This window comes from Caldimicrobium sp. SLHALR3 (assembly GCF_058692735.1).
This window is the reverse complement of the sequence record NZ_CP182484.1, coordinates 1,210,432-1,222,645: the sequence shown is the minus strand read 5'-3', so window position 1 is coordinate 1,222,645 and position 12,214 is coordinate 1,210,432. Positions and strand designations below refer to the sequence as shown.

Below are 12,214 nucleotides of genomic sequence, written 5' to 3'. Positions count from 1 at the left end.
TTTATTGAACTTTAAATTTTTTTATAATATGAGGAATTAAACCACCATCTTCAAGAATTTCTCTCATAAAGGGAGGAATGGGCTTAGTAAAATAGATTTTTTTCTTGGTTAAATTTATTATTTTCCCTTCATCTGGATAAACCTCTAATTCATCTCCAGTTTCGGCATCCTTAGATGCCTCTTCACATTCTAAAATTAAAAGTCCAGTATTAAAGGCATTTCTGTAAAAAATTCTGGCAAAGCTTTCAGCAATTACACAAGCTATCCCGCATGCTTTTATAGCAATAGGAGCATGCTCACGAGAAGAACCGCATCCAAAGTTTCTTCCTGCAACAATAATATCACCCTTTCTAACCTTTTTAGAAAATTCTGGATCTGCGTCTTCCATGCAATGCTTAGCCAGTTCTTCTGGATCAGTTGTGTTTAAATATCTTGCAGGAATTATTACATCTGTATCTATATTGTCTCCAAACTTCCAGACTTTCCCTTTTATTTTTTCCATTTTTAATCCTCCCATTTTAGACCCAATTCTTCTGGTGTTCCTATATAACCAAGCACTGCACTTGCAGCAGCTACTGCAGGGCTAGCCAAATATACTTCACTTTCAGGATGTCCCATTCTTCCTACAAAGTTTCTATTGGTAGTGGCAACCGCTTTTTCTCCTTTAGCTAAAATACCCATATGACCCCCGAGACAAGGTCCACAAGTCGGAGGCGAAACAATAGCTCCAGCTTCTAAAAAAATCCTTATATAACCTCTTTTTAAAGCCTGATAATATATGTTAGGAGTTGCAGGAATAATTATACATCTTACATTGGAATTAACTTTACGATTTTTTAAAATTTTTGCAGCAATAGCCAAATCTTCAAGTCTTCCGTTGGTACAAGAGCCAATTACTACTTGATCAATGTATATTTTTTGAGACAATTCTTTTACTGGTTTTACATTTGAAGGAAGATGGGGTAGGGCAACAACAAGATCAATCTTGGAAACATCGTATTCTCTTATATCTATATACTTAGCCTTTTTATCAGCTTTTAAAATAAGAGGTTTTCTTTTAAACCGATTTTTAATATATGCCAAGGTTTTTTTATCAGCCTCTATCAAACCTACTTTTCCTCCTGCCTCAATAGCCATATTTGCCATAGTAAATCTTTCAGACATAGAAAGTTTTTTGATAACCTCTCCTGTAAATTCCATAGCTTTATAAAGTGCCCCGTCAACACCTATATCTCCTATGGTGTAAAGAATGAGATCTTTTCCTGTAACCCAAGGGTTAAGTTTCCCATAATAAACAAACTTTATACTTTCAGGAACTTTAAACCAGGTTTTACCTGTGATCCATGCTGCAGCAAGATCTGTTGAACCCACACCTGTAGCAAAAGCTCCAAGTGCTCCATAAGTGCAAGTATGACTGTCAGCTCCTATCACAATATCTCCTGGTCCTACAAGACCCAGTTCTGGCAAAAGAGCGTGCTCTATACCACATTTTCCTCCTTCATAATAATGGATTATTCTATATTTTTTAGCAAATTCTCTGCAAATTCTAACCTGTTCCGCACTTTTTATATCTTTATTAGGCGTAAAATGATCCATCACAAGAACTATTTTTTCAGGATCAAAAACCTTTTCAACCTTTGTAGATTCAAAAATTTTAATAGCTAAAGGACCTGTTATATCGTTAGCTAAGGTTAGATCTACAGAAATCTCAACCAATTCCCCTGGTTCTACAAAATCTCTATTTAACTTTGCTGCTAAAATTTTTTCTGCTAAAGTCATAGGATGTTTTTTCATAAATTTAGCTCCCTCTTTAAATGTTTACAAAAGAGAAATTTTACTTTTTTTATCAGAATTTGCAACCAAAAGACTTGTAATTTATAAATGTTTTTTTAAACTTTAGATATATGGCTTGGAAAAAAATTGAATTTGAAGATCTAAAACTTGATTTTAATTTCTCTTACGGAACAAACCAATATCCTGAAGAGGAAATCTTTCTTCAGCAAGAAAGACTGGAAAAGGCTTTTGACCTTGCTCTTAAACTTGATAAAGAAGGGTATAATGTATATGTATGTGGTCCAAATGGAATTGGAAGAAGTAGATATACCTTAAAAAGGCTTCAGGAAATAGCTCCTACAAGGGAAAAGCCTTCTGATATATGTTATGTAAATAATTTTAAAGATTTTTATCGTCCTAAAGCTCTTGTTCTTCCTGCTGGCTATGGAAAAAAATTAGCAGATTATATAGAAGAAGCCTTGGAATTTCTAAAAAGAGAAACTTTTAAAACCTTTGAAGGAAAAGAATATGAAGAAGAATTAACCTCTCTCACTAAAGAAATAGATTCTCAAAAGGAAAAAATAATAAACGAACTTATAGAAGAAGCTAAAAAGTATAATTTAATGGTTCTCTTTGGTCCAGAAGGGGTGAGGTTACTTCCTATATTCAAAATAGAAGCTCCTGTCTCTCAAGAACAATTGTTAGAAAATCCACAAATAAGAGAGGAGTATCAGAAAAATTTAAATGCCTTTGAACCAGCCTTTAGAGAATACATGAGAAAACTTCGTGAACTTGATAGCTCCTTTGGGGAAAATTTATTCAAACTGAGGAAAAAAATAGCTACCAATCTTGTAAATAAAGCTTTTGAAAAACTTGAAGCTGAATTCAAAGAAATAGAATCGGTTATGGAGTTTATCTCAGAAGTTAAAGAAGAAATAGCTAAAAATATTCATCTTTTTATTGAGTGGGAAAAGGCAAAAGGTAATGTGGTTGTTCAAAATAGTATCAACAGGGCTTTGAATGTCTTTAGAGTAAATGTTTTGGTAGATAATACGAAAACTGAAGGTGCACCTGTAATTTATGAGAGAGTACCTACATTAAAGGGACTTTTTGGGCAAATTAATTACAGAGCTGAAATGGGAATACTTTATGCAGACCATTTAAGTATTGCTCCAGGAGTTCTTCATAAAGTTAACGGAGGATACCTTGTCTTAGATCTCTGGGAAGTTCTTAAAAATCCTTATGTATGGATTTTGCTTAAAAGAACACTCCTTCATAAAAAACTTTATCTAATGGGGGGAATGGTAGAAGAAATACCCGTTCCTCATATAGGACTCCTTCCAGAACCAATCCCATTTTCAGCCAAAGTATTTCTAATAGGAGACCCTTATCTTTATTACCTTTTAAGCCTATATGATAGAGAATTTATTGAACTTTTCAAAATAAAAGCAGAATTTAATCCCGTAATAGATATAAACAAAGAAGTACTAGAAGCATTTCCTAAAATTATTAAGAAAATTATTAAAGAAGAAAATTTAAAAGAACTTGATCCTTCTGGTCTTTCCGAGGTTTTTAAATATGCCGTATATCAAGCAGAAAACAGGAAAAAAATAAATATCGTCTTAGAAAACATTATAGATCTATTAAGAGAGGCAAACGCTATTTCCAAAAATGAAGTAATAAGCAGTGAAGAAATAAAAACAGCTCTTAAAGAAAAAATTTTTAGAGTGAATCTAATAGAAGAAAAGATAAGAGAATTTATAAAAGAAGGCAAAATAATTATAGACATAGATGGTAAAAAACCTGGACAAATTAATGGTTTAAGTGTTTACATTCTTGGAGATCACAGTTTTGGTAAACCGTCAAGAATTACAGCTAATGTATTTCCTGGAAGCAAAGGAATTATAAATATAGAAAGAGAAATTGAGATGAGTGGTCCTATACACTCTAAAGGAGTTCTTATCCTTTCTTCATATCTTTATAACAAATACAGCTCAGATTTTCCTCTACAACTCTCGTGTACACTTACTTTTGAACAGGCATACGAACCTGTAGAAGGAGATAGTGCATCAGCTGCAGAATTAATGGCAATCCTTTCAGCTATCTCAAAAATTCCTATAAGACAAGATATAGCTGTAACAGGATCTATTGATCAATTTGGTAATATTCAACCTGTAGGAGGGATAAAAGAAAAAATAGAAGGTTTTTATAGAGTTTGTAAACTTACTAATTTTACAGGAAAACAAGGGGTAATAGTTCCTGCTAAAAACTTTGATAATATTCTCCTTGACGACGATGTATTAGAAGATATAAAAGCCGGAAAGTTTCATATTTATACAGTAGAGACAATAGATGATGTGATAGAAATTCTCACAGAATATAAGCCTGAAAGGTTTCACAAAGAAGTTTTAAAAGGACTTAAAAATCTTTACAAGTTAAGTAAAGAAAAAGAAGTAAAAACTAAAAAGAAGTCTAAAACCTCTCAAAAAACCAAAAGTTAAATTCTTTTTCTTAATACTCTTTTATCTCCAATTCTTAAAGTTACTTTCTTCTTGTCCAGATATTCTGCAAGCGGAATTAAATACTTTCTACTTATATTTGATCCAAGAAGAGTTCTAAAATCAGAAAGAGACATTTCTTTGTTTTTGGTCAAAAAATCTACAACTTTCTTCTCTATCTCTTCAAGCACTTTTTGATGATAAACTAATTTTTCAGAAACTTTAACGAGAATACCCTCTCTTAAAAGTATTTGCGAGAGCTCCTTAACCGCTTTATATCTTGCTCCAAAATCAAAAAGGATTTCTTCAAAATCCCTTGGTGTTAAACCTTCTTTTAAGAATTTTTCTTCAATTTGTTTTTTAAGTTCTTCTTTTTCAGTTAAATCTATTTTTTTAAATTCAGAAAGAAAAATTATTTCTTTCTCTTTATTTAAGATTTTGTTTTGTGTGAGTTTATCTATTAAGTAATTAAAAACTATGTCAGAAACAGATGAAGGAAGTCTACTTTTTAAAAGCTCTTTGGTTAATCCAGGGCTAAAGGGATTGTTTTCGTGATATTTTTTAAGAACTTCAATTATTTTATTACTAAGTTCTTCTTCAGCTTTTTTGGAAAAATAAAAGACCCTTTCTCCTTCTTTAAGTTCTATTATTTCTTGAGAAAGTTTTTTAATCAAATTTTTAAATTTTTCACCAAAAATTGAAACAAGAAGCTGTAAATCTTTTTGCAAAATGCCAAGAAATCCTTTTTTTTCTACATAATATTTGATAAGTTCTAAAGGTTCTGCTTGAGAGATAAATTCCAACTCTTTTCTTTCCCAGGGTTTAGTTCTTTTTCTTCGGTAAGAAACTGGATTAATTATTTCTCCTCCTCCAACAGTAAGGTTAGTAGATGCTCTTCTCAATATAAATCTATCTCCTTTCCATACTGTAACTGGTTTTTGAAGAAAAATTTGAGCTATGTCGTTTTCTCCTGGTTCTAAATGATCTTTTCCAAAAAGGATAATTTTTCCGAGAACTTCTGAAGTTCCTACATAAAAAAGTAAATTCTCAAAATTTTTTATGGGATGTTTTATATCTTTTAAAACTGTAAGCTTTATATCAAGCCATTGAGAGGGTTTTAAAACCTCTGGCTCAGCAACTACATCTCCTCTTTCTATGTCTTCTTTTTCTACTCCTTGAAGATTTAAGGCTGTTCTCATCCCAGCATATGCAACTTCTACATTTTTCCCATGAACCTGTATATTTCTTACTTTCGTTTCTATTTCTTTGGGGTAAATTTTTACAATCTGATTAAGGGATACCTTTCCTGAAATAGCTGTTCCTCTTACTACAGTACCAAATCCTTTAATAGTAAAAACTCCATCCACAGGCAGTCTAAAAGGTTGGTCTTCTGGTTTCATAACTATTTGGGAAGCCTTTTCATCAAGTGCTTTTAAGAGTTCTTCTTTTCCTTCCCCTGTAACAGCAGAAAAGTAAATAATAGGTGCATCTTTTAAAAAGGTATTTTTCAAATAATTTTTAACTTCTTCTTTTACAAGCTCTAACCAATCTTTTTCTACCAGATCTACTTTTGTAATTACCACCACTCCATCTTTTATTCCTAAAAGCTCACATATTTCTAAATGTTCTTTTGTTTGAGGCATAATTCCTTCATCTGCTGCGATAACTAAAATTACCAAATCTATACCAGTTGCTCCAGCAACCATATTCCTTATAAACTTTTCATGTCCAGGAACATCAACAATTCCAGCAAGAGTCCCAGAAGGAAGAACAAGATTAGCAAAGCCTATATCAATGGTTATTCCCCTTTCTTTTTCCTCTTTAAGACGGTCTGTATCAATACCAGTAAGAGCTTTTACTAGAGCTGTTTTGCCATGATCTATGTGACCAGCTGTTCCTATAATTACTCTTCGCATTTTAATAGAGCTTTATATAAGAAAAGTTAAATCTCCGAAGGAATTAAATAAAAACGCTACTTCAGCAAGAAGTTTAAGCCTATTTTCTCTTAAAGTTTTATCTTCCACCATAACAAATACCTTTTCAAAAAATCTATCTATTAGCTCTTTGAAATCAAGAAGCTTTTCCAAGTATTTTGTGTATTCTTTTTTAGAAAGAAATTCTCTTAACCCCGGGGTTAGTTCTAAAACTTTAGAATAAAGTTCTTTTTCTTCTTTTTCTCTAAAAAGACTGGGGTTTAATTCAGGTAGTTTGTCTATATCCAATCCTTTAAGAATTTGTGCAACTCTTTTAAACCCTGTAATAAGATTTATAAACTCTTCTCTATTCTGAAAATCTTTAAGGGCTTTTATTCTTAAATATAAATCAAAGGGATCAATGGGAAGTTTTATAACTACACCAATAAGTAATTTGTTAAATCCCTGATTTAAAAATTCACCTTCTAAACGTTTTCTTAAAAACTCTAAAATTTCTGGTAAAACCTCTTTATCTTTTAAGAAGCCTTGCTTTTCAAGAACTTTTAAAGCATAAGCAAAAACATCTTCTAAATTAAGAAAAATATTTTTTCCAATGAGAATTTTTATTATTCCGTAAGCTGATCTTCTAAGTCCATAAGGATCAGCTTCTCCTGTGGGTTTTTCTCCACTTCCAAAAAGAGAGGATATATGATCAATTTTGTCTGCCAAAGAAAGAATAGTTCCTTCTTTGGTTTTAGGTAAGCTGTCGTCTTGGGAAGAAGGAAGATATTGCTCATATAATGCTATCGCTATGTCTTTTTCTCCAAAGTAATTTGCATATATACTTCCCATAATTCCCTGAAGAGAAGTAAATTCCTTAACTACTTCAGAAGCGAGATCAGCCTTAGCGTAAAAACAAACTTTTTCAATTTTTTTTAGCTCTAATTTTGAATCCAATTTTTGGGCTAAGTATTTTCCGAGTTCTATAAGTCTTTGAGTTTTATCCCAAAGGTTTCCACATTTTATGTGATAAACAATCCCTTTCAACTTTTCAACTTTTTTATCTAAGGACTCTTTTAGATCTTTTTCAAAATAAAACTTAGCATCTTCAAGTCTTGCTTTAGTAACTCTTTCGTGTCCTCTTTTAAGTATTTCTGGATTTTTTGGAAAATTATTATTTATTGCAATAAAGTAATTTGTAAGTTTTCCTTTTTTATCCTTTATATGTATATATCTTTGATGTTCTTTTAGCGCTGTAGCTACAAGTGGTTCTGGAAGTTTTAAAAATTCTTTGGGAAATTCTCCAACTATAGGAAAAGGGTATTCAACAAGGTTAGCATTTTCTTCTAAAAGATCTTCTTCAATCTTAGGAATACCAATATTTTCAGAAACTTTTAAAATTTCTTCTTTTGTTTTTAAAATCCGCTTTTCTGGATCGACGATTACAAAATTTTTTACTAATTTTTTTTCGTAGATATTCCAATCTGCTGAAGAAATTTTAATGGGTCTTTTTGATAAAAACCGGTGTCCAAAGGTAAGATTAGAAGCCTTAACATTTGCTATCTCTATTGGAATTATTTCTTTTCCATAAAGGCATAACATCCATCTTATCGGTCTTGCAAATCTTATTTCATAACTTCCCCATCTCATAGACTTAGGAAAATAAATGTTTTGCAAAATATTTAAGAGAATTTGAGGAAGAAGCTCTTTGGTATTTCTACCTGGTATAATTCTTTTTATACAAAAGTATTCCCCCTTTTCAGTTTTTTTTATAATTAAATTTTCAGGAGTAACTCCAAATTTTTTGGCAAATCCTATTACTGCTTGAGTATAATTTCCTTTTTCATCAATTCCTACTTTTGTTGAAGGACCAAGAATTTCTTCTTCTTTTTCTTCCTGCTTTTCTGAAAGATTTTTAACAAAAAGAACAAGTCTTCTTAATGTCCCTGCAGTTTTTATTTCTTCAAAAGGAAGATGGTTTTCTTTAAATTTTTTTTCTGCAAGAACTTTTAAACTCTCTAAAGCTGGTATAATAAATCTTGCAGGTAATTCTTCAGTTCCTATCTCCCAAAGAAGATTTTTTCCCATTTTTAATACCCTTTACTTTCCAACCATTTTTCAGCGGTTTTTTTAGCTATTCCTCTAACCCTTCCTATATAATTTGCCCTCTCTATAGGAGAAAGAACTCCTCTTGCATCAAGTAAATTGAATACATGAGAACATTTTATAACAAAATCATAACCTGGTAAAACAAGCCCTTTTTCTAAAAGTCTGTTTGCTTCCCTTTCAAACTTGTCAAAAAGTTCTCTTAAAAGCGTCACATCTGCTTCATCAAAATTATAGATAGAGTATTCTACTTCCCCTCTAAAATGAATATCTCTATAAGTTACTTTTTCATTCCACTTTATATCAAAAATGTTTTCTACTTCTTGAAGATACATAGTAATTCTTTCAAGTCCGTAAGTAATTTCTACAGTAACAGGATTGCAATCAAAACCTCCTATTTGTTGAAAATAGGTAAATTGAGTTATTTCCATTCCATCAAGCCAAACTTCCCATCCAAGCCCCCATGCTCCAAGGGTAGGAGACTCCCAGTCATCCTCAACAAATCTTATATCGTGTTCTTTTGGATCTATACCAAGGGCTTTTAAACTTTCTAAATAAATATCTTGAATATCATCCGGAGAGGGTTTGATTATTACTTGATACTGATAATAATGCTGTAATCTATTAGGATTTTCCCCATATCTTCCATCTGTTGGTCTTCTGCAAGGTTCTACATAGGCTGCTGAAAACGGTTCTGGTCCAAGTGCTCTTAAAAAGGTAGCTGGATGAAAAGTTCCTGCTCCAACCTCCATATCATAGGGCTGTAAAATCACACATCCCTGGCCTGCCCAGAATTTATTAAGTTCTGCTATTACATCCTGAAAATACATAATCTCTCCTAAATAAAAACTACCTGTTTTTCCTGTTCGTCTCTTTTATCAATATAACCGATAACATAGCATTTCTCTCCCAATGCTGACACAATATTTTGCACATCTTCTAAAATCTCTTTATTAATTATCATAACAAAGCCTATTCCACAGTTAAAAACCCTAAACATTTCTTCTTCAGAAATATCTCCTAATTTTTGAAGAAAGGAAAAAATAGGCTGAATTTCCCATGTGCCTTTTTCTATTACTGCTTTACAATTTTTAGGTAGTATTCTTGGAATATTATCTATAAATCCTCCACCTGTAATATGAGCACATCCTTTTATTTCAAGATTTTTATTAACCACAGTTTTTATAATAGGTGCGTAAATTTTCGTAGGAGTTAAAATTTCTTCTCCAATAGGTTTTCCTAATTCTTCGGGAATATAATCTAAGTCAAATTTATTTTCTTCAAATAGAATTTTTCTTACCAAGGAAAAACCATTACTGTGAAGTCCGCTGGAAGAAATTCCTAAAATGACATCTCCGATAGAAATATTTGAACCATCTATTATTTTATCCCTTTCTACAATACCTATAACAAATCCTGCACAATCGTAATCCCCTTCCGCATACATACCTGGCATTTCAGCAGTTTCTCCTCCAAGAAGAGCACATTCAGAAATTTTGCACCCTTCAACTATTCCCTCTATTAGTTCTGAAAAAATCTTTTCATCAAATTTGCCAAAGGCTAAATAATCTAAAAAAAACAAAGGTTTTGCTCCACAGGTTATTATATCGTTTACGCACATCGCAACGAGATCTATCCCAATCCCTTTATGGCTATTAGCCATAATAGCAACTTTGATTTTTGTTCCTACACCATCTGTTGAAGCTGTAAGAACTGGATTTTTATAAGATGAAATATCAAGAGAAAAAAAACCAGAAAACCCTCCTATTTCAGAAATTACCCCTCTTTGAGGAAGTTGAGAGGCAAATTTTTTTACAATTTCTACTAAAAGATTAGCCTTCTCAAGGTCAACTCCAGCATTTCTATACTTTTCTGCTGTCCCCATTTTGTTCCTCTTTTTGATAAAATTTGAATTCTAAATTTTATAATACATTTTGTCAAAAACAAGTTTTTAAGATAAAATATAAAATCCATAATGGAAACAAGATTTCCTCAAAAGGTTTCAAAAGAAGAAAGGGAAGAAGTCTTAAAATATTTAGAAGATAGGTTTGGTATAGAAGCTTTTCACTTTGATAATTACGAAATTTTAAGAGGAGTATCTAATTTCTGGCTTTTTCCTAAAACTGAATATTTGGAAAAACTGAAAAATCTTCAGGTTCAAACAGTAGGATTGCTATTTATGAGACAGGTTTCTAAGTATTTAAAACCAACTTCTGCATTTTTACAAAGATTTGGCTATTTAGCAAAAAAAAATGTGGTTCATCTTCCAGAGGAAATTATTTTAATTTTAAAGGAAAAAAATAAGGTTGAAATAAATCTTGATTTGGAACCAGGATATGTAATCTTAAAGAACAAGAAATGGATACTTGGATGCGGGCTTTATCTTCCTGGTAAACTTTTTTCATATTTAGAACCAAAAATTTTAAAAAATTTATAGGATTTAAATTTTAGAAGGTCTACAATTAATAAAAAGGGATAAATTTTTAGGAGTTTTTATTTTCCCAATGGCTTGTTTTTTAACTATTTGGTCTCCTATATTTACAGTAATTTCATCAAGTCCTGAAAGAGAAGCTGTGCATTTTTCACCTTCTATTATTACATTAACTTCAGAAGCTTTATAGGAGATCCTTCTTACAATACCATCAATTGGTGCTAATATAGAGACAGGTTCTTTTACTTTAAGGTAATGCCTACCTTCCTTTATAGGTTCACCATTTATTGGATTTACTGCCAAAGCTTTTAAACTTCTTATTTTTTCTTCATTTTTTAATTTTTCTATATCCTTTAAAATTTTACTATAAGCTATATCAAGCTCTTTTTCTTCTTCAGTAATTTTAATTAATTTTCTTAATAAGGCTTTTTCAATAAATTTAAACATTTCCTCTTCTTTCAAAAAGAATAAATAATCAGAACTTTTTAGAAGCTCAGATATGTCATTTTTGTAAATTCTCTTAACATATAAAGCAAGGTAGACTTTAAGAAGTCTTTCTTTTAAAGCTTTTAATTCTTTCTTTTTTCTTTCAAGCTCATTTAGTTGCTCGTTCTTATATCTAAGTATATTATTTATGTCTTTAGCTATGCTTAGGGAACCATAAATAGCTGAGAAAATCAAAAGCGATAACAAAAAAAGACTTATTTTAAATTTCATAATCTTTATAACTTATGATTATAGTAAACCAAGGTAGAAAGAATATAACAAAAAATACATAAATTCCAAAGTATAAGATATGAACTTCCTTAGAAAAGTTGGGATAGGTTTTAAAAAGAGGAATAAGAGATGACACACCATCTGAAATGTAAAAATATAAAAGAGTTGAGTATAAAAAAGCTACAACTAAAATTAGCACCACAAAGAGAAATCTTAAAAGTTTAAATTTTCTAAGGGTTCCTCCCAATAATAAAAAAATTTGAGTTTGGCTTTTTAAATAAGAATTTATTAAATTGTTTAAAAAATATAAAAAAATCACATAGAATAAGGTCCAAGATATGGCAAGGACAATAAAACCGAGTTTAAAAAAATAGGCAAAGTATATGAATTTTAAAAAACTTGGCTCATATATTTCTATATTAAGATTTGCTTTGGTTAAAAGATTAAGCTGATCTTTTAAGGTTTGATAATTTTTTATAGATGAGATGTAAATCTTAAGAATATAAGGAAATTCATCTTTAAGTTCTTCTTGAGAAAAACTATTAAGTATTTCCGGAGGCAAATCATTTTTATATTTTTCCAGCAGTTTATCTGGAGGGACTATAACTATATTTTTAACATAAGGAATTTTCTCAATTTCTGAAGCTAAGTTTAAAACATTAAGTGGATTTTTTTCTGAAAAAATAAGCATATTTATTGGTATCTTGTCTTGATAGATTTGCAAAATATTCTGAATATTTAGATAAAAATACACAATAAACAAAGAAAAAAAGTTC

10 protein-coding genes are annotated in these 12,214 nt (G+C 30.9%); 2 read left to right on the top strand and 8 right to left on the bottom strand.

What is annotated here, in order from left to right; genetic code table 11:
* Position 1 precedes the first annotated feature (1 nt).
* Positions 2-502 (bottom strand): 3-isopropylmalate dehydratase small subunit, encoded by a 501-nt coding sequence (gene leuD / locus ACLGLP_RS06490; protein WP_492112468.1) that lies wholly within the window; start codon positions 500-502, stop codon positions 2-4.
* 2 nt (positions 503-504) lie between these two features.
* Positions 505-1,794 carry a 3-isopropylmalate dehydratase large subunit gene (leuC, locus tag ACLGLP_RS06485; protein WP_492112467.1) on the bottom strand — a complete coding sequence of 430 codons (1,290 nt, stop codon included), beginning with the start codon at positions 1,792-1,794 and terminating at the stop codon, positions 505-507.
* 110 nt (positions 1,795-1,904) lie between these two features.
* Between leuC and ACLGLP_RS06480 the strand changes: the two genes are divergently transcribed.
* Positions 1,905-4,274, top strand: a complete 2,370-nt coding sequence (locus tag ACLGLP_RS06480) for a Lon protease family protein (protein WP_492112466.1) — start codon at positions 1,905-1,907, stop codon at positions 4,272-4,274.
* On the opposite strand, the gene selB is transcribed toward ACLGLP_RS06480, so the two are convergent.
* Genes selB through purM form a run of 4 tightly spaced genes read right to left on the bottom strand, consistent with a single transcriptional unit; the run spans position 4,271 to position 10,175 of the window.
* Positions 4,271-6,187, bottom strand: coding sequence for a selenocysteine-specific translation elongation factor (selB, locus tag ACLGLP_RS06475; protein ID WP_492112465.1), 1,917 nt, complete (start codon positions 6,185-6,187; stop codon positions 4,271-4,273). The genes ACLGLP_RS06480 and selB overlap by 4 nt on opposite strands.
* A 12-nt stretch (positions 6,188-6,199) precedes the next feature.
* Positions 6,200-8,272, bottom strand: a complete 2,073-nt coding sequence (gene glyS / locus ACLGLP_RS06470; protein WP_492112464.1) for a glycine--tRNA ligase subunit beta — start codon at positions 8,270-8,272, stop codon at positions 6,200-6,202.
* A gap of 2 nt (positions 8,273-8,274) precedes the next feature.
* Positions 8,275-9,120 carry a glycine--tRNA ligase subunit alpha gene (locus ACLGLP_RS06465; protein WP_492112463.1) on the bottom strand — a complete coding sequence of 282 codons (846 nt, stop codon included), beginning with the start codon at positions 9,118-9,120 and terminating at the stop codon, positions 8,275-8,277.
* 8 nt (positions 9,121-9,128) lie between these two features.
* On the bottom strand, positions 9,129-10,175 hold the full coding sequence (gene purM / locus ACLGLP_RS06460) for a phosphoribosylformylglycinamidine cyclo-ligase (protein WP_492112462.1): 1,047 nt from the start codon (positions 10,173-10,175) through the stop codon (positions 9,129-9,131).
* A 90-nt stretch (positions 10,176-10,265) separates the two neighbouring features.
* Here purM and ACLGLP_RS06455 point away from each other — a divergent pair, with 90 nt between their 5' ends.
* Complete coding sequence (locus ACLGLP_RS06455; protein WP_492112461.1) at positions 10,266-10,727, top strand: hypothetical protein; 462 nt, start codon at positions 10,266-10,268, stop codon at positions 10,725-10,727.
* 3 nt (positions 10,728-10,730) lie between these two features.
* On the opposite strand, the gene ACLGLP_RS06450 is transcribed toward ACLGLP_RS06455, so the two are convergent.
* Both ACLGLP_RS06450 and ACLGLP_RS06445 read right to left on the bottom strand, forming a co-directional pair.
* Positions 10,731-11,438: a M23 family metallopeptidase gene (locus tag ACLGLP_RS06450; protein ID WP_492112460.1), complete on the bottom strand. Its 708-nt coding sequence runs from the start codon at positions 11,436-11,438 to the stop codon at positions 10,731-10,733.
* Entirely contained in the window at positions 11,428-12,129 is a 702-nt protein-coding gene (locus tag ACLGLP_RS06445; RefSeq protein WP_492112459.1) for a hypothetical protein, read from the bottom strand. The genes ACLGLP_RS06450 and ACLGLP_RS06445 overlap by 11 nt, the downstream gene beginning before the upstream one ends.
* Positions 12,130-12,214: the final 85 nt, after the last annotated feature.

Bases quoted from the DNA above. Each gene is read 5' to 3' on its own strand.
- selB (WP_492112465.1), bottom strand. From the start codon at position 6,187: ATGCGAAGAGTAATTATAGGAACAGCTGGTCACATAGATCATGGCAAA.
- glyS (WP_492112464.1), bottom strand. From the start codon at position 8,272: ATGGGAAAAAATCTTCTTTGGGAGATAGGAACTGAAGAATTACCTGCA.
- ACLGLP_RS06455 (WP_492112461.1), top strand. From the start codon at position 10,266: ATGGAAACAAGATTTCCTCAAAAGGTTTCAAAAGAAGAAAGGGAAGAA.
- ACLGLP_RS06450 (WP_492112460.1), bottom strand. From the start codon at position 11,438: ATGAAATTTAAAATAAGTCTTTTTTTGTTATCGCTTTTGATTTTCTCA.
- ACLGLP_RS06465 (WP_492112463.1), bottom strand. From the start codon at position 9,120: ATGTATTTTCAGGATGTAATAGCAGAACTTAATAAATTCTGGGCAGGC.
- ACLGLP_RS06445 (WP_492112459.1), bottom strand. From the start codon at position 12,129: ATGCTTATTTTTTCAGAAAAAAATCCACTTAATGTTTTAAACTTAGCT.
- ACLGLP_RS06480 (WP_492112466.1), top strand. From the start codon at position 1,905: ATGGCTTGGAAAAAAATTGAATTTGAAGATCTAAAACTTGATTTTAAT.
- leuC (WP_492112467.1), bottom strand. From the start codon at position 1,794: ATGAAAAAACATCCTATGACTTTAGCAGAAAAAATTTTAGCAGCAAAG.
- leuD (WP_492112468.1), bottom strand. From the start codon at position 502: ATGGAAAAAATAAAAGGGAAAGTCTGGAAGTTTGGAGACAATATAGAT.
- purM (WP_492112462.1), bottom strand. From the start codon at position 10,175: ATGGGGACAGCAGAAAAGTATAGAAATGCTGGAGTTGACCTTGAGAAG.